This window comes from Sorangium sp. So ce1335, from assembly GCF_051521615.1.
Classification (GTDB): Bacteria; Myxococcota_A; Polyangia; order Polyangiales; family Polyangiaceae; genus Sorangium.
On sequence record NZ_CP150363.1, the window covers coordinates 3,022,575 to 3,042,909 of the forward strand.

The window sequence follows — 20,335 nt, forward strand, 5'->3', positions numbered from 1 at the left end:
CGCCGCGCGGGTAGGTTCCCCCAGCCTGCGGCGCAGGCCCGCGTGCTCGTCCCGCCGCGCCCAACGGGGCCGGCCTCTGGTAGCCTCCGTCGCGCCGCCGACCGACCGGCGGAAACGAACGGAGAAAGAGACACCACCATGGCCATCGTTCTTTACCACCACCCGTTTTCGCGCGCCGCCAACACGGTGTGGATGCTCGAGGAAGTCGGCGTCGAGTACGAGCTCAAGTTCGTCGACATCATGGCCGGCGACCAGAAGAAGGAGGACGTCACGAAGCTCAATCCGATGGGCAAGCTGCCCTTGCTCGTCGACGGCGGCACCGTCGTCACCGAATCCGCGGCGATCGGCCTCTATCTCGCGGATCGTTATGCCCCGGGCCGCCTCGCGCCGAAGCTCGACGACGCGGCGCGCGGCACTTATTTCCGCTGGTCGCTCTTCGCCCCCTCGGTCATCGAGCCTGGCTCGATGGCCAAGGCCGGCAACTGGGAGTTCCGCGCCGGCTCCGCCGGCTGGGGCAACTACGACGACATGATCGCGACGATGGAATCGGCCATCTCTGGCCGTGACTTCGTCCTCGGCAAGGAGTTCTCGATGGCCGACGTCATCTTCGGCGGCACCATCGCGTACATGCTCGACTTCAAGATGCTCGAGCCGCGCCCGAGCTTCACCGGATATGCCGCGCGGGTCAAGGCCCGCCCGGCGTACGCGAGGAGCGAGGCGCGCAACAAAGCCGTGATGGACGAGCGCGGCATCAAGATGCCTGGGGCTTAGAGCGCCCTGAAGGATTGAAGCGGAGCGCCTCGGCGAGCGCCGCAGGAGCGCCGCGTCCTCTCCCTGCGCTGTGCGCGACGGCGACGTGGCAAGAGAGCCTATGCGCTTCGGCATTACCCACTTCGTCATCGATCGCGGTATCGGCGTCGTAGCGCTGGCGCGCGCCGTAGCGGCGCCCGGCTTCGCCTCGCTCTACCTCCCCGAGCACACCCACATCCCGGTGAGCCGACGCGCGCCTTACCCCGCCGGTGGCGAGCTCCCCGACGAATACAGGCGTCGATATGGGCCTTGTGCTATATGAAGGTGATATATGCGTTTTCGGCGACATGGAGCAGATGTTACGGATGTGACGATTCACATATCGAGCACCGAAGGGAACTCTCCGGCCAGCATCCAGATCGCCGATGTTCCACGCTCGGATGGTGTTCCCAGCATAACGAGCAGTGATCCTGATGTGGTTAGCGTCGATGACCGACCTCGCATACGCGCCGTTGGCAATTTCTCGTTTTACCTCAGCGCGCTTGCTACGACATCAGGTGGTGGCGCTGTAACGGTGACCGCGGCCACACGGTCCGGAGTGCAGGCGACTCTAAGGGTGGTGGTTGACGCTGCGATAGAGCTGCCGGATCCTGCTACTGAAGCTGGAGCTGTCGCCAGACTGTTGATGTCGGAGGCTCGCGGTCCTTCCCACGCAGACTACGTGGCAGCAGACACATTGGACAGCATGATGTGGATGCAGCGGGTTCTGGAGAATCGATTGGCGAGCGATCCTGCTCAATTCGGGGCGCGCGGGGCGAAGAATTTGATCGACATCATTCGCGCCCCCAACCAGTTTGATGGGTTCTCCGACTATCCGAACTACGATCAGGGGGTTCGTCGTCGGCTGCAGCAGATGGTTCATCTCGCGAACAATGACAATGATCGAGCGCAGCCGGATTTTCGAATTTTCATACAGAATGCTATTGATGTAGCTCGGGGGCGGGTCGCCGTCCGGGACCCGAGTTCAACAGTCTTGTTCGCGTGGAGAGCCGCAGGGACTGGAAGTCCAGGGCCCAGATTCGCGAGATTTCGTACGTTGGCCGGAAACACGTTCTTCACGTTGCGGCCATGATTGAAACCTCGACATGATCTGGGATTTTTGCCTGCATGCATGGCGCGCCCCGGTTGTGGAGAGGGGCGAGCCGTGCCAGGAAGCAGGGGTAAGCAGAATTTCGAACCGCCGAGGCGCCAAGGACGCCAAGAGGTTGTCTTCTTCTTGGCGTCCTCGGCGTCTTGGCGGTTCATTTCTCGATCGCTCAACGTGATCGCTGTTCTAGGCGAGGACGACCTCGAGCTCGGGGTAGCCGTCGGTCTCGCGGCGCGAGAGGAGGAGGCACGCCTGCGCTGCCACCGTGACCCGGATCGCTTCGATGATCTCCAGGCCGCCGCACCCGCGTCGCGCCCTGCCATGTCACAGATCGTCCTCCTCGGCCGAGGATGGGTCATGAGCTCACGCTTCTGGACATTCGTCGCCGCGGTCCCCCTCCTGGCCTGTAGCTCGCCAGAGCTCGCTCCCCGCGAGATCCGCGTCGCGCCGGCCGCTGCGCCTGCGCTCGTGCCGACCCCCGTGCCCGCGGCGAAGTCCGCGCCCGGGCGGACCTCCGCGCCCGCGCCTGCTCCAGCGCCCCTCGGCGGGCCCGCCCCCGCCGCGGCGTCCTCCAACGCCATCGTCGCCCGCGCGCGCCTCGAGGTCGCCCGCGGCGTCACCTACGACCCGGCCTGGGTCGCCATCGGCTACCCGGGCGGCGATCCGGCCCCCGATCGCGGCGTCTGCACCGATGTCGTCATCCGCGCCGTCCGCGCCACGGGCGTCGATCTCCAGAAGATGATTCACGAGGACGTCCTCGCGCGCCGCGCCGCCTACACGACGGTCGAGCGCCCCGATCGCAACATCGATCATCGCCGCGTCGGACCGATGCTCACCTACCTGCGCGCCCACGCCACGCGGCTCCCGACGACGTTCGACGAGGCCGCGCTGAGCACATGGAAGCCTGGCGATATCGTCGTGTGGGCCTTGAAGGCGTGCCCTCCGTGCTCGCCGGATCACGTCGGCATCGTCAGCGATCGCAAGGGCCCGCGCGGCCTCCCGCTCGTCCTCCACAACATCGGCCCGAGGCCGAGCGAGGACGACGCGCTCGACGCCTGGACCGTGCTCGGCCACTTCAGGGTTCAGCCGGAGGGGGCCGAGGAAGCTCGAGGCGGCTCCGGTCCGTGAGGGCCCCCGGAGCCGTCCGGCGTGACCGAGGGCGGGCCGCCGCAAGAGCGGGCGCGGCCGGCGCCGCTGGCGCGGGCGGCGGCGCGACGCTCGGCGCGGGGAGCGCGCCGCCGCCCGCCTGAGCGCCGCCGGCGGCGCTCGCGGCCATCACTGACCGGCTTCGGCGAACATGTTCGTGTTGCCTGTCTGGTAGGCGAACTCGAACGTCACCTGCTTGATCTTCCAGCCATCCGCTTGCTTTATCAGCCCATAGCGGTAGTGCCCCGCGACCATCCACTCCTCGCCGCCGGGCGCGCGCGCGGACCGGTGGTAAGCGCGCACATGGCACTCGGCGGAAGCCTCCTCCCCGCGCACCTCGACGTCGATAGGGCCGAGGAAGTGCTGCGAGAGATCGATCGCCTCATGAAATTTCTTCCACCCCGCCAGCATGTCGTCCGCCTTCTGCGGGAGCGCCTCGCCGCCGAGGATCGACGTGAAATCGTTCACGACGACATCCGCGTAGAGGCCGCGGACCTCGGCCCAGCGCCGCCGGTCGACGTTGTGGGAGGAACGGGTGATGACGCTCTGGATCGCTCGTTCTTCGTTCTGATCTTCGGCCATAATATCGGTCCTTTCGACGGCAGGCAGTGAGAGGGCCCGCAGCCTCTCCGCGGTCACGCGGCGGCTACTTCGGATCGAGAAAGTCACACGCGGTGAGGTTGCGCCCGTTCGTCCAGCGGAAGCTGTCCATCCATCCGTCGAGCACGGCGCGCGCGTAGGGATCGCCATAGGCCTGGACGAACACGATCGACCCGGTACCAGCGCAGATCGGGACGAGCACGAGCCGGAGCTCCACCGGCGTGCCGGCGACCCGCCACGTTCGTGCGACGCCCGCGCCGAGCGCCGTCGTCACCGGGCCGCCGCCGAGCGCCTCGACGTGCATGGAGAGCGCGGCGACATCGCGGACGAACGACTCCTGCACCTCGCCGAACGTCTTGTCGTTCTCGGCGTCGCTGGTGATGCGCGTGGACACCGACATGCCGCCGCGCACCAGCGTGTCGGGCCGCTCGACGACGAACTCGACGTCGCCGCCCACATGGCCGAGCATGCCCGGCGGCACGCGGCCGACGACATCGAGCCAGCCGTTGCGGTACACGTCGCCTTCGATGCGGCCCGGCTCAGGCTCGGGGAGGGGGACGCGCGGCGGGATCAGGAGATCGGTGAGCGGCGTGGGCTTCGGCTCCGGCCCGGCGAGCGTGAAGAGCTGCGACGCGAGCGCTGCCCCGTCGCCCTCGGGCAAGCCGCGCACGAACGCGACGAGCTTGCCCTGCCGGCGGACGGTGATGCTGGCGGCGATCGTGTAGTCGCCCTGCTCGAGCCCGAGCGCGTTCTTCTGCCAGCAGGCCGCGCTCTGGCCGAGCGCCGCCTCGAGCTCCTCCGCGTCCTTCTCGGTGTCCCACCCGCTGATCCACGCCGTCGCGAGGCGCCGCTCCGGCCCGGCGAACACGCCGAAGCGATCGCCCGCCCAGCCCGCGGCCGCGCGCTCGGCGATCTCCGCGTCGACGCAGCGCTCGAGGAGGATGCGCGTGTCGAGCTCGCCGAGCGTGTCGGCGGCGGACAGCGCGTAGCCCCGCGGCGGCCGCGGATCGGCGAACGGTCGCGGGGGCTCGCCCGCGAGGTACTTTTCGGGGTGCAACACCTGCTCGGTGCTGCGCGGGAAGCGCGTGTACATCCTGTCGACGAGCGGGAAGCCGCCCGCGCGATACACGTCGGTGACCAGCAGCATCCCGCTGCGGTAGGGGAACTCGAGGCGCTTTCTCGTCAGGTCGAGCGCCTTGTCGAGCTTGGTGTCCGCCTCGCCGCGCGTGACGCTCGCGAGCGGGACGCGCCTCGTCACCTCCACGATCCGCCGCAGCGTGCGCCCCACCGGCGCGCCGGCCTCGGCGCCGAGCCACGCGCCCATGGCCACCATCGCGTCGCCCTCGATGAGCGCGAGCTGCGCGATCGCCTCGTCCGCGCTGCTCGCCTCGGGCGGGGGCGGAAAGACCTGCGCCTGGAGCGCGTGCTGCACCTCGTGTGCGAGCACCGCCTGTTGCTCGAGCAGCTCGTCCGCGGACGCGAGGGCCACGTCGGGGATGAACACCTTGTCGGCCTTGCGGCTATAGAAGCCGACGACCTGCTCTTTCAGCACCTCGTCGACGGTGGAGAGCCCGCCGCGCTCTCCGGGCTGCGGGAGGAAGTTGAAGCCGAGCAGAAACGCGGCCTCGGCGCTGAGCGCCCCCTCGGGCGAAGGCTCCGCGTGGCGGCCGGCGAACAGGCGCTCCACGAAGCGCTCATGGTCGAGCCGCTCGACGACGACCGGCCTCCTCGGCGACAGCTGCCGCGCTGTGCTCACCGCGCGCACGACCTCCTCGATGGCGCGATCGCCGAGCGTGAACCTCGCCTGCGGCGCCGGCGCAGCGGGCTGCTCGGCGCTGCGCGGAGGGCCGGCGGGCGCCGCGCCGGGGCCGCAGCCCGCGCCGAGCGAGAGCGCGAGGAGCCCGTGGAGCCGGCGCGGACGCATCAGAACTCGCCCAGCCAGTAGCGCGGCTTGACCTGCGCTGCCCTGGCAGGCGGCTTCCCGTCGCGCTGCTCGAGCGTGACCGACGTGCCCGAGGTCGCGAGCAGCACGATGCCGCCGACGAGCGTCACGCCGCCGCCGATGACCGTGACGAGGAGCGGGGTCGAGACCCCACCGTCGTCGGGGATCTCGTTGCCCGCGTCGTCGTACTCGTACGATGGGCTGATGGAGTCCAGGAGGAGGAAGGTGCCTCCCAAGGCCGCAGCGGTGGCACCCAGGGCAGTCAGCCAGATCCCCGCGGTCTGGCGCCCGTAGCTGCCGGGCGCGACGTGGAGCGTGACGTCGCCCGTCATGTGCGAGACCGAGAACGGGTCCGGCGGCGGCATCTCCTCCGGCGAGAGCGAGAACCGGCGCCCGTCGCTGCCGTCGATCACCTTGTCGCACGGCGAGACGCAGACGGGCCGGAACTGCTTGACGGCAAAGCCGTAGCCGCCGTAAGCGCCGACCGTCGTGGAGCGTTCCTCGATCACCCGCACGGGCTCCGGGCTCTCGACGTGCAGCCTCACCACGCCGGGCGCGCCGAGCGTCGGTGCCGGCGCCGGGAGCGGCTGCGGCGGCGGTGCGGCGCCGTAGCCCGGCCCCGCGGACCCCGGCTGCGTGGCGCTCTTCGGCGCGAACTTCCCGCGCTCCACGTCCGACACCTGGGCCCACGGGATGACGCGCACCTCCTTGTCACCCAGCTCGATGATCTTCACGCTCACCCCGGGCTCGGACGAGACGACGGTGCCCCGGATCGTGCCGCCGCTCTTGAGCGTGACTTCGTCCTGTCCGTCATCGGCGCGGGCGCTCGTACCGAGGGAGAGCGAAACGACGGTCAACGCGGCGACGACCGAGAGACGGTGGCGCATGAGGGCTCCTGTGGCGAAGATCGCACGATCTCACCGAAGCCGGTTTCGATCGTCAAGCGCGAAGCCGCTTCCATGACGCGCGACGCGGAGCGCGCTCGGTTCCGCATCGGCCGCGGCAACACGACATGCTGGCAGTACGATGGTGGTCGGATAGTCCGGCGATGGCCGCGGTCCGGCGACCACCCCTCTTAACGCGGCGCTCCGAGGGAGCCCTGCCAGCCATGTCCTCCCTCGGGCCCGACGATACCCGCGGGCCGGTCGATTGGAATTGACACCGGCCATGTGAGCGTTCACATTCCGGTCGACGGCCCTCCTTTTGTTTCGGTTTGCTCGGGTCCACCCGAGTACCGAGCTCTTCGTCAATCGGATCCGTTCGGTCGATTTCTACACCGATCCTGTTCGCTCGGTCGTCGCGGAAGCGATCGCTGAACGATGGTGATCGGCGTTTTGCCAAGAGCGATCCAGCCGAGGACGCGACGACCCTCGCTTGTTCGACGGCTGTGGCGAGTCGCCCTGGATACGCTCGAATCGTATTGTTTCCTTTTTACCTGATCCCGGTACGTAGGAGACCTGTGATGCAAGATCAAACGTTCGGCCGACTCGCCTGTTGCGTCACCCTTGCGAGCTGGGTCGCGATTTCGTGCGCCCCCGCCGAGTCCGACTCGAACGACGACGGAGGGGGCGGATCGACGGCGACCGGTTCCGTCAGCAGCGCGAGCGGCAGCGGCGGTGCGCCCTCCGTCAGCAGCGCGAGCGGCAGCGGCGTTGCGACCTCCAGCGGCACCACCGCGGCTGGGACCGGCGGTGACAACAGCGGCGGGAGTGGCGGGGCTGAGCCGACCGGCAGCGGCGGTGCTGGCACGGGCGGCTGGCCCGAAGGAGCCATTCCCATGGGGAACGCGCCTGTGCCGAGCGCGGGGTGCGGCAAGGCAACCACGTTGACGACCAGGGAGTATACGATCTCGAGCTCGGGCCAAAATCGCGTGTACTACGTCGATATGCCCCGCAACTACGACATGAACAAGCCCTACCGGCTGTTCTACACCTCACACTGGATCGGCAGCCGCTGGCAAGACGTCGAGGGGCAAGATTTCTACTTTCTCAAGCCGCAGCTGGAGGCCGACGGAGAGCAGGCCATCTTCGTGGCCCCCTCCTCGGACGGCGCGACGTGGCAAGAGAAGGACCACGCGCTGTTCGACGACATCATGGCGTTCATGAATGAAAATGTCTGTTACGACACGACCCGCGTGTTCGCGACCGGCTTCAGCTTCGGGGGGATGATCACCTACTCGCTGTCGACGAACCATCAAGCGGAGATCCGTGCGGCAGTGGGCATCGCCCCTGCCAACTACAACATCTGGTTGCCTGAGAAGACACATGAGCCCATCGCCTGGATGCACATGACGGGCATGAACGACGGGACCTGCCCCTGGGTGAACAACGAGGCTCAAAAGAAAGGGGCCAAGTTCATCGCCCTCGAAAAAGCCGAAGACAACGGCTGCACGATCCCGGACGAGATCCCGACTTCGAACGGCGCGTACAGCTGCTACGATTTCAAGGATTGCGATCCGGAGCATCCGACGCGGGTGTGCACCTTCGGCGGCGGGCACACGAACATCGACGGCAATCCGAACTGGATTCCCATCGAGTCGTGGAAGTTCTTCAAGCAGTTCTGACCGACGTCCTCGCCGCGGACGGGATGCTCGCCCGCGCGTGGCGCCGCGCTCCCCAGGCCCGGGCTTGACCCTGGGGCCCGGGATGAGCCGATGCCTCCTGAGGGGGTGCGACCCGTCGTCACGCTCGCCCAAGATCCCCGGGGATGCGACCGGGAGCCCCGAGCGCGTCCTTGCGTGCGGGCCGCTGCGTCCGGCTACTCCAGCAGCAGCGGCCAGACGTCGATGTGGGCGCGCTGGCCGAACACCGGATCGGCGTGCCCGTACCCCGGGACGACGCTGAAGCGGACATCGGCGTTCCCGCCCTCCTCGATGAGCTGCGCGCCCCGCGGGTGATCGCCCCGTCCGAGCTCGGTGTTGACCCACACCACCTGTGCGTCGATGTTGCTCCAGTCGATGGTGTACGCGGGCGCGCCGGCCCAGACGGCGAGCAGATCGCGCATGGTCGCGGTGGGGACGAGCCCGCTCCCGAGCTCGTCGAGCGCGTCCTCGAACACGGCCAGGGGCGTGTGGGTCAGGCCGAACCGATCCTGCTGCGGGGCCGCGGCGAACGTGTACTGCCCCGCGAGGTGGCCCTGCTCGTAGAACCAGTTCTGCGGCAGCCCCGTCAGCGGCGTGGTCGGCCCCGGGAGCCGGTTCGTGTGGATGAGCCCGTAGTGCACGAGCCCGGACCGCGTGAACGTCCCGGCGGGCCCGCCGGCGATCGCGCGGGGGACGCCGGAGTCGCCCAGCGGATCGTCGGCCGCCGCGGCGAGGAGCGCTCTCAGCCCGCTGGCCGAGTCGATGGTGAGCTGGCCCTGGGCGAGGAGCTGCGCATACGCATCCAGCGTCGCCTGCGCGTTCGCGGCGTAAGCCGGCTCGGTGACGGGATCATAGGGACCGGTGGTGTCGAGCACCATCACCTTGCCCGGACCGTCGGTGTACGTCGCGGCAACGTCGAGCGCGTGCGCGCCGCCCGCCGAGTGCCCGAGGAGGTCGTGCGGGAGCCCGAGCCACCGGTCGACGGCGGCGATGACGTCGCGGATGTCCTGCTTGCGCTTCGCGAGCCCCCAGCCCTCGAGCGCGGCGTCGCCCGGCGCCGGCGACGCTGGGTCGAGGCTGTCCTCCCGAGGCGAGATGCCGATGACGAGGTAACCGTGGTCGCGCATGAAGTGCGCGATGTTCCGGTCGCGCGGCGTGAAGAAGTTGCTCTCGAAGTTCAGCCCGCCCCCGGGGAGCATGTAAATAACCCTGGAAGGCGCGGCGCGCGTGCTCGCCACGACGTCCACGACGAGCGGATAGGCCTCGTCGTGCACCTCGATCTGAACCCGAGCCCACCCTGGCCCTCGCTCGATCTCACGGACCGCGCCGGAGCGCCCGAGCGCCTCGCTCGCCTGCGCAGCCAGGTCGTTCATCAAGGCGCCTTGCGCGGACGCGTCCGCTGCGATCGTCGCCGGCTCGGACGCGCACGCCGAGCAGAGGACCGTTGTCACGAGCACTACCGAGGATCTAAGCCACACGGAAACGCCTCCTGGTCTCCTGTTTCAACATTCATCCCGGAGCGGAGCGGTCATCACCCTTGCCCACCCGGGCTCCCTCGTAGCTTTGCCGAGGGGCCTGACGGCGCAAGGTGCCGGCTCGGCGGGCGATGCGGTGATGGCGGGATCGGGCCCCACCGCGATGACGGGCCGATCGGCAGGGCAGGGGGCCGGCGGCGCGGCGCATCGAGGCCGGGCGGGGCCCAGCGGCGCGCCGGGGAAGGGGTGAACGGTGACCATTGACAAAAAAAGTTGTCAAGGTTAGGTACGGGTATCTCGAAAGGAGCCGACATGCCCGTGAGAAAAGACGCATCCGGACGCCGCCACGTACAGGCCGAGGTCGAGGTCCCCGGCAGCCCCGAGGAGGTGTGGGCCGCCATCGCGACAGGGCCCGGGATCTCGTCGTGGTTCGTGCCGAGCGAGGTGGAGGAGCGCGAAGGCGGCACGACCGTCTCTCACTTCGGCCCGGGATCGAGCATGGATTCGGTCGCGAAGATCACCGCCTGGGATCCGCCGCGCCGGTTCACCGCCGAGAGCCCGGAGGACATGGGCCCTGGCACGCCGACGGTGGCGACGGAGTGGATCGTCGAGGCGCAGTCCGGCGGCACGTGCGTCGTGCGCGTCGTGCATAGCTGGTTCGCGAGCACCGACGACTGGGACAACCAGTTCGAGGCCCACGAGATGGGCTGGGCGGTCTTCTTCCGCCTCCTGCGGCTCTACCTGGCCCATTTCCGCGGCCAACCTTGCGTGTCGTTCCAGCTGATGGGCGCCGGGCCCCAGCCCACCGCCGCGACGTGGAGTGCGCTTGTCGGCCCGCTCGGGCTCGCGGGCGCCGTCGAGGGCCAGCGGGTGAGCACGGCCGCCGGCGCGCCGCCGCTCGCGGGCGTCGCCGAGCAGGTCTTCCCGAGCGAGTACCCGGGCCTGCTCCTCCGGCTCGACGCGCCGGCGCCCGGCATCGCGCACCTGTTCGCGCTGCCCATGGCGGGGCAGGTCTTCCTGCCGGTACGCGTCTATCTGTACGGCGACGGGGCCAGGGCCGCGGCCGAGCGCGCCGAGCCGGCGTGGCAGGCGTGGATGGCCGAGCGGTTCCCGGCAGGGGCGTAGGCGCCCGGCGGGGGCGTAGGCGCCCGGCGAGCGTGGCGCGGCCCGGCGCTCGGGCCGCCCACGCCGCCGGTCTGTGCCGCTAACGGGCGTCGGTCGCCGCGGCGAGGATCTTCTTCACCTCCGCCAGCATCTCGTCCGTCTCGGCGTGCTGCGACCGCTCGGCGAAGTACGCGGACAGCCTCTCCGAGCCCGGCTGGATCGGCGCGCTCTCCTCGCGGACGACCACGCGGAAGACAGGCCGGTCGGCGCTGCCGGCGAGATCGACGCTCCCGTCGGTGGGGAGCGCGTCGCGCGTGTAGATCGCGATCCGCTCGTCCCCGAACAGCGCGCGGAGGCCCGCGATCTGCTCCGGGCCCAGCGCGCCGCGCAGCGCCGCGTTCCCCTGGTACCCCTCGAACGTCCCGCCGAGGTCGATCCAGACGACCGTCTGCTCGCCGGCGCCGCGGCTCACCTCGAGCTGCGCCCAGGGCGCCGGCGGGATGTCCGAGCCGCGATGGCCACCAGCGCACCCCGCCGCGCACAGCGCGCCCCACAGGCAGCCCGCGAGCGCCGCCCTCCTAGCACGTGATGATCTTGCCGCCATTGCTCGTGATGTTGAAGCACGGGTCGACGTCGAACATCGTGTTCAAGATCCGGTTCGCCTCGTCCCTCGCGAAGTCCCGCATCGTCGACGAGCTGTGCGCCGCGTCCGCCTCGAAGGCATACCACCACAGCCACAGGACCTGGTAGCCGGCCGCGCCCCGCCCGCTCGGCGAGCCGACCCCCGAGCAGCCGTCCAGGTACTTCTCGTCGCACGACTCGCTCTTCGCCGGGCACGCGTTGCTGCCGTCGTTGCCGCTGTGACCGCACCAGTCCGCGTGACGCGCCTCGTGGATCAGCGTCCCGGCGCGCTCGACGACGTTCTCGTTGAAGAAGAACGGCATGAAGAGCTCGGTGCGGTTGTCGACGAACACCCCCCAGGTCGTCCGCGCCCGCGCCGTCCCGTCGCCGCACCGCCCGTCCAGCTCGTCGATCTCGCGCATGGCGTAGTTGCCGCCCCAGCGCAGGATATTCCCCTTGAAATCGTTCGTCTTCGTCGGCTGGTTCGGCGACGCGTAGCTGAGGAGCTGGATCGCCTGGAACGTGCGCGCCAGCGGTCGCTTCAGGTCGCACGCGGCCTCCCAGCCGAAGCCGCCGTCCCAGTCTCCCTTGTCGAAGTCGTACGCGTCCCAGAAGAAGTCGATCCACGGCTGCGTGCACCAGAAGCTCTTTTGCACGGCGGGCTCGGTGTTCCTGATGGTGTCGCACGTCTGGGCGCGGGCCTCGGAGGAGAGGCCAAGGAGGAGGCAGAGCGCAAGGGTCGCTTTGGTCGTCGTTCTCATGGTCATTCCCTCATCGATCAATGGCCGGGGTGTCGTTCCTGGGCGTCACACGGAATTCGCGAGATCCGGGCGTATCCGGCTGCGGCGGCCTGCCGGCGTTCGGGTTCGCGTCGGTGGTGTCGGCCACGTCCTCGGCGAGCGCGGTCCGCATGTCGACGAACCGGACGCCGACGTCGATCCCGAGCGCGTGGAGGCTCGCGGCCGCCGGCGTGCGCAGGAGGTCGCCGCGCGCGTGGATCGCCCGCAGCTCGGCAGTGGCGCCCAGCTTCTCGAGCCCGGCGATGGCGCGCAGGCGGATGCGGACCTCGTCCCCGAAGAGCTGCTCGTCGGCGCCGGGCTCGGGGAGCGAAGAGCCGGCGATCGCGCCGAGCGAGGCGATGGCCTCGCGGAACCCGAGGGCGCCGAGCAGGTGTGTCGCGCGCCACCGCATCTCGCCGGGCCGCGCCGGCTCCTCCGGGTCCGGCGGGGCCGACTGCGACCACGTGCGGTAGGCCGTGACGGCCGCAGGGACGACCGCCGGGCCGATGGCCCGGAGCTCCCGGAGCGACCTCTCGTAGGGGGCCTCGTCCCCGATCTCTCCCATCAGCGAAAGGTGCCTGTTCACCATCGCCTGGATGCACTCCCTGTCGCACTCGAGCGACTGCGACTCTTCCGCCGTGTCCTCGGCCGGATCCGGCTCGGCGGGGGCAGCGCAGCCCGCGAGCAGCGCGAGGAAGACGAGCGTCATCGATGTTCTGTTGCGCGTCAGTCTCATGAGTTCACCTCTGGTTCCGTGGATACCTGCTGACCTGCTGATTTGCCGACCTGCTGACCTGCCGAATTGCAACTTCAGGTCCATGCTCTCCAGGCCCCGATGACAGGGCGGACCGGGGGCAGATCGCGACAGCGATCGGCGCGAGCTTGTCGACATGGGCCGGGAAACAAGGGGTTTGCTCGCGGCGCGGGCGCTGGCTCGGGGCGAGGCCCGGGAGGTGCCGGAGCCCGGGTGTGGCCGCCGCCGGCGCCGGCTGGAGGCGATGACCTCCATGACGTGGAGGCTCGCGCCTTCAGCGCGGTGACGAGCCACCCCGGTAGTAGACGAGGGCTGCTGGGACTCGTCCGGCGCTCCTGGCGTCCGGGCGGTCCTTCCGTGGCGCGGCATCACCCCAGGCTCGCGCCACCGCCCCTGCCGTCAGTCCTCGCGCACATCGTCCGGAAAGGTGCCCTTCGGTCGCGCGCTCCTGAGTTCGTGCGCCTTACGCGATCACGTCCGGGATGGTGTCGTTCCGCTTCCACCGGCACCCCGCGCTGGTGTTTCATGGAACCGTCCCCCCAACCCACGCGCGAGCCCGATCCGTGCCCCCTCCTGCCTCAACCAACTTCGTCTTCCTCGACCGCCACGACCCGCGCCTGGTCGTCCTCGGCACGCAGGCCGAGCGCTACTTCGCCGACGACCCGATCACCTGTCTGGTGAAGCTGCGGCAGTTCGGCGAGATCCTGGCGCAGCGCGCCGCCGCGCGGCTCGGGCTCTACGCGTCGCCGGCGGAGAACCAGGCCGCGCTGATCGAGCGCCTCCGCGACAGGGGCGCGCTCGACGCGACGACGCGGCAGCTCTTCCACGACCTGCGCCTCGCCGGCAACAAGGCGGCCCACGAGCTGCGCGGCGACCACCGCGAGGCGCTGCACCAGCTCAAGATGGCGCGCGAGCTCGGCGTCTGGTTCCAGCGCTCGTTCGGGAACGACAGGAGGTTCGACCCTGGCCCGTTCGTGCCGCCCCCCGACCCGGCGAAGCAGGACGCCGCGCTCGCCGCCGAGCTGGAGCGGCTGCGCGGCGAGCTGTCCAGGAGCAAGGTCGACATCGAGGCCGTCCGCGCCGCCGCCGAGGACGAGGCAAGGAAGCGCCTCACGGCCGAGGAGCGCGCCCGGAAGGCGGCCGAGGACGGGGCGCTCTGGGAGGCGCTCGCCACCGAGTCGGAGCAGCGGCGGGCGAAGGACGCCGAGGCCTACGAGCGCCAGAAGGCGCAGCTCGCCGCCGATCTCGCCGCCCTCCAGGCGCAGGCCGCGGCGGCGCCCGCTGCCGTCCTCCAGGCCACGGTCGACCGCGCCGCCGAGGCGGCGCAGGCGATCCAGCTCGACGAGGCCGCCACCCGCCGGATCATCGACGAGCAGCTCCGCAAGGCCGGCTGGGAGGCCGACTCCGAGGCGCTTCACTACAGGCGGGGGACGAGGCCGCAGAAGGGAAGGAACCTCGCCATCGCCGAGTGGCCGACGGAGACCGGCCCGGTCGACTATGTGCTGTTCGTCGGGCTCGAGGCGTTCGCCGTGGTCGAGGCGAAGAAGATGGGCGTGGACGTCGCCAGCGTCATCAAGCAGCAGACGGTCCGCTACAGCCGTGGCCTCACGCTGGAGGGCGACGCCAGGTTCGCGGGCGGTCCGTGGGAGAAGGGGCACCGGGTGCCGTTCCTCTTCGCGACGAACGGGCGGGCGTATCTCCGGCAGATCGAGACGAAGAGCGGCATCTGGTTCCGCGACGCGCGGCGTTCAACGAACCTCGCGCGCGCTCTCGAGGGCTGGTACACGCCCGAGGGGCTCGTCGCGCTCTTCAAGCAGGACATCGGGGCCGCCCACGCCCGGCTGGACAGCGAGCCCACGGGCTACCTCGACCTGCGCGACTACCAGATCCGCGCCATCCGGGCCGTGGAGACGGCGATCGATGACGGGAAGCGGGCGTGCCTCGTGGCGATGGCCACGGGCACGGGCAAGACGCGCACCGCCATCGGGCTCGTCTACCGGCTGATCAAGGCCCAGCGGTTCCGGCGCGTGCTCTTCCTCGTCGACCGGAGCGCGCTCGGGGAGCAGACGGTGGACGCGCTGAAGGACGTGCGGCTCGAGAACCTGCAGCCGTTCGCGGAGATCTACAACATCAAGGGGCTCGACGACGTGCGGCCCGACGCGGGCACGAAGCTCCACGTCGCGACGATCCAGGGCATGGTCAAGCGCGTCCTCGCCTCGAAGGAGGAGGAGGGGAGAGAGGGCGAGGTGCCGCCTGTCGACCAGTACGATTGCATCGTCGTCGACGAGTGCCATCGCGGGTACACGCTCGATCAGGAGATGAGCGACGTCGAGCTGCGCTTCCGCAGCCTCGACGATTACGTCTCCAGGTACCGGCGCGTGCTCGATCACTTCGACGCGGTGAAGATCGGCCTCACGGCCACGCCCGCGTCGCACACGAAGGACATCTTCGGCCCGCCGGTCTTCCTCTACTCGTACCGGGAGGCGGTGATCGACGGCTGCCTCGTCGATTACGAGCCGGTGATATCGATCGTCACCGAGCTCGCCAAGAAAGGGATGCTCTGGAAGAAGGGCGAGACGATGCGCCTCTTCAACCCGCGCACCGCGGCCGAGGAGCTCGTCGACGTGAAGGACGAGGTGAAGGTCGACATCGACGGGTTCAACAGCAAGGTGATCACCCGGAGCTTCAACGAGGCCGTGTGCGCCGAGCTCGCCCGGCACATCGACCCGACGCTCCCGGGCAAGACGCTGATCTTCTGCGTCAATGACGCGCATGCCGATCTCGTCGTCTTGCTCCTGGAGAGGGCGTTCCGCGAGCTGTACGGCGACGTCGACGAGGGGACGGTTGTCAAGATCACTGGCCATCCGAGCGTCGATCGCCCGCTCCAGCTCATCCGGCACTTCAAGAACGAGCGGCTCCCGAGCGTGGCCGTCACCGTGGATCTTCTCACCACCGGCGTCGACGTCCCGAAGATCTGCAACCTTGTCTTCCTGCGGCAGGTCAAGAGCCGCATCCTCTACGAGCAGATGATGGGCCGGGCCACGCGTCTTTGCCCGGAGATCGAGAAGACGAGCTTTCGCGTCTTCGACGCCGTGGCGCTTCACGAGAACTTCGAGCGGCTCACCTCGATGACGCCGGTGGTGAACGACGTGAGCCTCTCGTTCGAGAAGCTCGTGAAGGAGCTCCAGACGCAGAAGGACGCCGAGGTGCGGGCGGTGGTGCTGGAGCAGCTCATCGCGAAGCTCCAGCGCAAGCGGCAGGTGCTGAAGGGCGATCGCCTCGCCCGGTTCGAGAACGTCGCGGGGATGTCGCCGGCCGAGGTCGCCCGCCAGCTCAAGGCGGGGACGCCGGACGCGGCGGTGGCGTTCTTCGCGCAGCACGGGTACCTCGTCACGTTCCTTGACGAGAGGGTCGAGGTTGGCCGGCAGCTGATGGTCTCGGATCACGCCGACCGGGTGATCGAGGTGGGCCGCGGCTATGGCAACGCGCCGCGGCCGGACGACTACCTGGAGAGCTTTGCTGCCTACGTCCGCGACCACCTCAACACGCACCCGGCGCTCATCGTGGTCACGCAGCGCCCGCGCGATCTGACGCGGGAGCAGCTCCGGGAGCTCAAGCTCGCGCTCGACGGGGCGGGCTACAGCGAGTCGGTGCTGCGGACCGCGTGGCGGGACAAGACGAACGCCGACATCGCCGCGTCGATCATGGGCTTCATCCGACGGGCGGCGCTCGGCGACCCGCTCGTGCCGTACGGCGACCGGGTGGACCGGGCCGTGGCGAAGATCGTCCAGAGCCGCGCGTGGACGCCGGTGCAGCGCCGCTGGCTGGAGCGCATCGGCAAGCAGATCAAGGCCGACGAGGTGGTGGACCGGGCGGCGCTCGATCGCGGGCAGTTCCAGGCCGACGGCGGCTTCCAGCGGATCGACAAGATCTTCGATGGCCAGCTCGAGAAGGTGCTTGGCGACCTGAGGGAGGCGATCTGGGAGAAGGCAGCGGGCTGACTGTGATAGGGAGGGCGCGCCGACCATGACCACCGCCGACATCGTCCGCAAGCTCTGGGACCTGTGCCACGTCCTCCGGGACGACGGCATCACCTACCACGAGTACCTGACCGAGCTGACGTACCTGCTCTTCCTCAAGATGGCGAAGGAGACGGGCACGGAGAAGGAGCTGCCCAAGGGGTATCGCTGGGACGATCTCTCCAGCAAGACGGGGGTTGGGCTACTCACCTTCTACCGCGCCACGCTGCTCCACCTGGGCACCGAGGCGTCGGGGCGCGTGCAGGCGATCTTCGTCAACGCCAAGACGTCGATCAAGCAGCCGAGGAACCTGGAGACGCTCGTGAAGGAGATCGAGCGGCTCGACTGGTACTCGGCGCGCGAGGAGGGCCTCGGCAACATGTACGAGGACCTGCTCGAGCGGAACGCGAGCGAGAAGAAGTCGGGCGCCGGGCAGTACTTCACGCCGCGGGCGCTGATCGACTGCATGGTGCGGCTGGTCCAGCCCAAGGCGGGGGAGCTGGTGCAGGACCCGGCGGCGGGGACGGCGGGATTTCTGATCGCGGCGGACCGGTACATCAAGGCGGATGACAAGATGTATGCGCTGAGCCAGCGAGAGCAGGAGTTCCAGCGGAAGAAGGCGTTCTACGGGGTCGAGCTGGTGGAGGACGCGCACCGGCTGGCGCTGATGAACCTGATGCTGCACGGCATCGAGGCGAACCTCGTGCGCGGGGACTCGCTCGCGTCCGATGGCGAGCGGCTGGAGCCTGCGGACGTGATCCTGACGAACCCGCCCTTCGGGACGAAGAAAGGGGGCGGGCTGCCGTCGCGGAAGGACTTCACGTACCCGACTTCGAACAAGCAGCTCGCGTTCCTGCAGCACATCTACCGCGGGCTGAAGCCGGGCGGCAGGGCGGCGGTCGTGCTGCCGGACAACGTGCTGTTCGAGGAGAACACCGGGGCGCAGATCCGGGCCGACTTGATGGACAAGTGCGATCTGCACACGATCCTGCGGCTGCCGACGGGGATCTTCTACGCGCAGGGGGTGAAGACGAACGTGCTGTTCTTCACGCGCGGGGAGGAGCGGAAGGACAAGGGCAACACCAAAGCGGTGTGGGTGTATGACCTGCGGGCGAACATGCCGTCGTTCGGCAAGCGCACGCGGCTCGGGCAGGAGCACTTCGCGGAGTTCGAGAAGGCGTTCGGGAGCGATCCGTACGGGAAGAGCCGGCGGAAGGACCAGGGGGCGGAGGGGCGGTTCCGGAGATTCACGCGGGAGGAGATCAAGGCGCGGGGGGATAACCTCGATATCGCCTGGCTCAAGGACGAGAGTGTCCATGGCGTGGATGACTTGCCGGAGCCGGATGAAATCGCGGCGGAGATCCTGGAGAGGCTGCGGGTGGCGACGGAGGAGATGGAGGCGCTCAGGGCGGAGCTGGGGGTGGAGGCGTGAACGACAGAGCGGATCTACCTCCCGGCTGGATCTCCGTGAGCGTGAGCCAAGTTGCCGAAGTGCGGCTCGGGAGGCAGCGCTCACCTGATAAAGCGACGGGAGATTACCTTAGACCCTATCTCCGCGCAGCAAATGTCACGTGGGGCGGTCTCGATCTCTCCGACGTTAAGGAGATGAACTTCGATCCTCGGGAGTTCGAGGTATATCGGCTGCGTCCGGGTGACGTGTTGTTGAATGAGGCGTCAGGTAGCGCGAGCGAAGTAGGTAAACCCGCCGTCTGGTACGGGGAGATCGAGGGTGCCTGCTTCCAGAATACGTTGATTCGTGTCCGTTCTCACGCTCCCCTGCCTGAGTATATTTATTACCACTTCTTGAGTGATGCTCGTTCGGGTCGGTTCGCCGATGCAGGTAAGGGCATCGGAATCAATCACCTGGGCGCTGATCGCATATCCACTTGGGCGCTGAGGCTGGCTCCGCTCGCTGAGCAACGCCGAATTGTCGCCAAGATCGGCGCGCTCACCGCCAAGAGCCGCCGCGCCAAGGAGGCGCTCGACGCCATCCCCCCGCTCCTCGATCGCTTCCGGCAGTCCGTGCTCGCAGCCGCCTTCCGCGGCGATCTCACGGCAGACTGGCGGGAGAAGAACCCCGACGTGGAGCCGGCCGAGGAGCTGCTCAAGCGGATCCGCGCCGAGCGGCGCCAGCGCTGGGAGGAGGCGGAGCTCGCCAAGATGCGGGCGAAGGGGAAGGTGCCGGGCGACGATCGGTGGAAGGAGAAGTACGAGGAGCCGGAGCCGTTAGATGCGAGCGAGCTGCCGGAATTGCCCGAGGGCTGGTGCTGGACGACGATTGAGACCGTCGGACATCTGCTGCTCGGCAGGCGACGTGCTCCAGAGTATGTCGAGGGTGAGGATGGGCGTGTACTGAGACCGTATGTTCGTGTTGCGAACGTAAAACGGGATCGGCTAGACCTCTCCGATGTCCTTCGTATGCCGTTCAATGACGATGAGCTGGCCATTTATCGCCTTAAGCCTGGGGATATCATCCTGAGTGAGGGGCAAAGTCCAGAGTTGGTCGGGCAGAGTGCTGTATATGACGGGGGTCACGAGGATTTGTGTATTCAGGCAACGGTTCACCGGTTCAGGCCATATAGACCTGGTGTCTCTACGGAGTATTCTCAGCTCGTCTTTTTGAGTCATTTGTTCACCGGAGTATTTCGTAGAGCGGCGTCGCTTACGACCAATATCGCGCACCTCACTTCTGAGCGCCTTCGACCGCTTCCATTCCCGTTGGCGCCGCTACAAGAGCAGTCGGTGATCAGCGGACGTGCTCGGTACGCCCTGGAGCGAAGCATACGTATCCAGCGAACGATCGAGCAAGCTGTGCAGAGCCTAAAGCTCCAAGAACAATGCTTGCTCGCCAAGGCCTTCCGCGGCGAGCTCGTCCCCCAGGACCCGAACGACGAGCCCGCCTCGGTCCTCCTCGAGCGCCTCCGCGCCGAGCGCGAGCAGAACGGCCAGGCCACTAACGGCGCCGGCCGCCGCCGCGCCGCCGCATCCCCGCCTCCTGCCCCATCCGCCCCCGCCGATCAAGCGACGAGGCCCAAGGCAAGCCGCCGAGGCCTGGCTCCGGCACGCTCGCGAGGGTAGCCGCCTGGTGGCCGCCAGCCCCTGCTGCCGCCCGCCAGGTTACGCAGCGGGCACTTGCCTCCGATCATGACCGGCTGACCGCGGCTTCCGTGGCGGCTCCCGCGGACACCTGCGCGGGTCAGGGGGCGCTGGGGCTGCAGCGCCAGAGATGGTTGCCGGGCTCGATGCCTTGGGTTTGGCTCCCGCTCCCTGCCGTCGAGCCGCGACGCCCCCCGTGGCCCTGCTGGAAAGCTCGTTTCCCCGCGCCGTTGGCGTGGATCCGACGATCGTCTCGTACGGACGTAAGCTGTGCTCTAAATTACATGTTGACGCCGCGCTGTGTCGAGAAGATGGTCGCCA

The 20,335-nt window shown here is 68.7% G+C and carries 15 protein-coding genes and 1 pseudogene; 8 read left to right on the forward strand and 8 right to left on the reverse strand.

Going from position 1 to position 20,335, the window contains the following annotated elements:
- Positions 1-138 precede the first annotated feature (138 nt).
- Complete coding sequence (locus WMF24_RS11275; RefSeq protein ID WP_437736394.1) at positions 139-771, forward strand: glutathione S-transferase family protein; 633 nt, start codon at positions 139-141, stop codon at positions 769-771.
- Between the two features lie 310 nt (positions 772-1,081).
- Complete coding sequence (locus WMF24_RS11280; RefSeq protein WP_437736395.1) at positions 1,082-1,882, forward strand: hypothetical protein; 801 nt, start codon at positions 1,082-1,084, stop codon at positions 1,880-1,882.
- A 207-nt stretch (positions 1,883-2,089) separates the two neighbouring features.
- Here the strand turns inward: WMF24_RS11280 and WMF24_RS11285 are convergent.
- Positions 2,090-2,203 (reverse strand): annotated as a pseudogene (locus tag WMF24_RS11285) (zinc-dependent peptidase); the annotation flags it as partial.
- A 51-nt stretch (positions 2,204-2,254) separates the two neighbouring features.
- On the opposite strand from WMF24_RS11285, the gene WMF24_RS11290 reads away from it, so the two are divergent.
- Positions 2,255-3,025, forward strand: coding sequence for a DUF1287 domain-containing protein (locus tag WMF24_RS11290; protein ID WP_437736396.1), 771 nt, complete (start codon positions 2,255-2,257; stop codon positions 3,023-3,025).
- Between the two features lie 147 nt (positions 3,026-3,172).
- Here the strand turns inward: WMF24_RS11290 and WMF24_RS11295 are convergent, their stop codons facing one another.
- The 3 genes from WMF24_RS11295 to WMF24_RS11305 form a co-directional block, all read right to left on the reverse strand.
- Positions 3,173-3,625, reverse strand: coding sequence for a nuclear transport factor 2 family protein (locus WMF24_RS11295; RefSeq protein ID WP_437736397.1), 453 nt, complete (start codon positions 3,623-3,625; stop codon positions 3,173-3,175).
- A 64-nt stretch (positions 3,626-3,689) separates the two neighbouring features.
- On the reverse strand, positions 3,690-5,567 hold the full coding sequence (locus WMF24_RS11300) for a hypothetical protein (protein WP_437736398.1): 1,878 nt from the start codon (positions 5,565-5,567) through the stop codon (positions 3,690-3,692).
- Positions 5,567-6,472, reverse strand: a complete 906-nt coding sequence (locus WMF24_RS11305; RefSeq protein WP_437736399.1) for a hypothetical protein — start codon at positions 6,470-6,472, stop codon at positions 5,567-5,569. The genes WMF24_RS11300 and WMF24_RS11305 overlap by 1 nt, the downstream gene beginning before the upstream one ends.
- Positions 6,473-7,047: 575 nt before the next feature.
- Here WMF24_RS11305 and WMF24_RS11310 point away from each other — a divergent pair.
- Positions 7,048-8,148, forward strand: a complete 1,101-nt coding sequence (locus WMF24_RS11310; RefSeq protein ID WP_437736400.1) for an alpha/beta hydrolase family esterase — start codon at positions 7,048-7,050, stop codon at positions 8,146-8,148.
- Between the two features lie 194 nt (positions 8,149-8,342).
- Here WMF24_RS11310 and WMF24_RS11315 read toward each other — a convergent pair whose 3' ends face one another.
- A complete protein-coding gene (locus WMF24_RS11315; RefSeq protein WP_437736401.1) occupies positions 8,343-9,539 on the reverse strand; it encodes a hypothetical protein in 1,197 nt (398 codons plus the stop codon).
- A 414-nt stretch (positions 9,540-9,953) separates the two neighbouring features.
- On the opposite strand from WMF24_RS11315, the gene WMF24_RS11320 reads away from it, so the two are divergent.
- Positions 9,954-10,766, forward strand: coding sequence for an SRPBCC family protein (locus tag WMF24_RS11320; protein WP_437736402.1), 813 nt, complete (start codon positions 9,954-9,956; stop codon positions 10,764-10,766).
- A 79-nt stretch (positions 10,767-10,845) separates the two neighbouring features.
- On the opposite strand, the gene WMF24_RS11325 is transcribed toward WMF24_RS11320, so the two are convergent.
- From WMF24_RS11325 to WMF24_RS11335, 3 genes are all read right to left on the reverse strand, one after another.
- Positions 10,846-11,217, reverse strand: coding sequence for a hypothetical protein (locus WMF24_RS11325; RefSeq protein WP_437736403.1), 372 nt, complete (start codon positions 11,215-11,217; stop codon positions 10,846-10,848).
- A 106-nt stretch (positions 11,218-11,323) separates the two neighbouring features.
- Entirely contained in the window at positions 11,324-12,127 is an 804-nt protein-coding gene (locus WMF24_RS11330) for a hypothetical protein (RefSeq protein WP_437736404.1), read from the reverse strand.
- A 10-nt stretch (positions 12,128-12,137) separates the two neighbouring features.
- Entirely contained in the window at positions 12,138-12,881 is a 744-nt protein-coding gene (locus WMF24_RS11335; protein WP_437736405.1) for a hypothetical protein, read from the reverse strand.
- Positions 12,882-13,462: 581 nt separating this feature from the next.
- On the opposite strand from WMF24_RS11335, the gene hsdR reads away from it, so the two are divergent.
- From hsdR to WMF24_RS11350, 3 genes are all read left to right on the forward strand, one after another.
- Positions 13,463-16,900, forward strand: coding sequence for a type I restriction-modification system endonuclease (hsdR, locus tag WMF24_RS11340; RefSeq protein WP_437736406.1), 3,438 nt, complete (start codon positions 13,463-13,465; stop codon positions 16,898-16,900).
- A gap of 25 nt (positions 16,901-16,925) precedes the next feature.
- A complete protein-coding gene (locus WMF24_RS11345; protein WP_437736407.1) occupies positions 16,926-18,350 on the forward strand; it encodes an N-6 DNA methylase in 1,425 nt (474 codons plus the stop codon).
- Positions 18,351-18,523: 173 nt separating this feature from the next.
- Complete coding sequence (locus WMF24_RS11350; protein WP_437736408.1) at positions 18,524-19,996, forward strand: hypothetical protein; 1,473 nt, start codon at positions 18,524-18,526, stop codon at positions 19,994-19,996.
- Positions 19,997-20,335 lie beyond the last annotated feature (339 nt).

Excerpts from the sequence above, each read along its gene's own strand:
- WMF24_RS11305 (WP_437736399.1), bottom strand. The coding sequence starts at position 6,472 with ATGCGCCACCGTCTCTCGGTCGTCGCCGCGTTGACCGTCGTTTCGCTC.
- WMF24_RS11320 (WP_437736402.1), top strand. The coding sequence starts at position 9,954 with ATGCCCGTGAGAAAAGACGCATCCGGACGCCGCCACGTACAGGCCGAG.
- WMF24_RS11350 (WP_437736408.1), top strand. The coding sequence starts at position 18,524 with ATGAACTTCGATCCTCGGGAGTTCGAGGTATATCGGCTGCGTCCGGGT.
- WMF24_RS11295 (WP_437736397.1), bottom strand. The coding sequence starts at position 3,625 with ATGGCCGAAGATCAGAACGAAGAACGAGCGATCCAGAGCGTCATCACC.
- WMF24_RS11310 (WP_437736400.1), top strand. The coding sequence starts at position 7,048 with ATGCAAGATCAAACGTTCGGCCGACTCGCCTGTTGCGTCACCCTTGCG.
- WMF24_RS11275 (WP_437736394.1), top strand. The coding sequence starts at position 139 with ATGGCCATCGTTCTTTACCACCACCCGTTTTCGCGCGCCGCCAACACG.
- WMF24_RS11315 (WP_437736401.1), bottom strand. The coding sequence starts at position 9,539 with ATGAACGACCTGGCTGCGCAGGCGAGCGAGGCGCTCGGGCGCTCCGGC.
- WMF24_RS11280 (WP_437736395.1), top strand. The coding sequence starts at position 1,082 with ATGCGTTTTCGGCGACATGGAGCAGATGTTACGGATGTGACGATTCAC.
- WMF24_RS11345 (WP_437736407.1), top strand. The coding sequence starts at position 16,926 with ATGACCACCGCCGACATCGTCCGCAAGCTCTGGGACCTGTGCCACGTC.
- WMF24_RS11300 (WP_437736398.1), bottom strand. The coding sequence starts at position 5,567 with ATGCGTCCGCGCCGGCTCCACGGGCTCCTCGCGCTCTCGCTCGGCGCG.
- WMF24_RS11290 (WP_437736396.1), top strand. The coding sequence starts at position 2,255 with ATGAGCTCACGCTTCTGGACATTCGTCGCCGCGGTCCCCCTCCTGGCC.
- WMF24_RS11335 (WP_437736405.1), bottom strand. The coding sequence starts at position 12,881 with ATGAGACTGACGCGCAACAGAACATCGATGACGCTCGTCTTCCTCGCG.
- WMF24_RS11330 (WP_437736404.1), bottom strand. The coding sequence starts at position 12,127 with ATGAGAACGACGACCAAAGCGACCCTTGCGCTCTGCCTCCTCCTTGGC.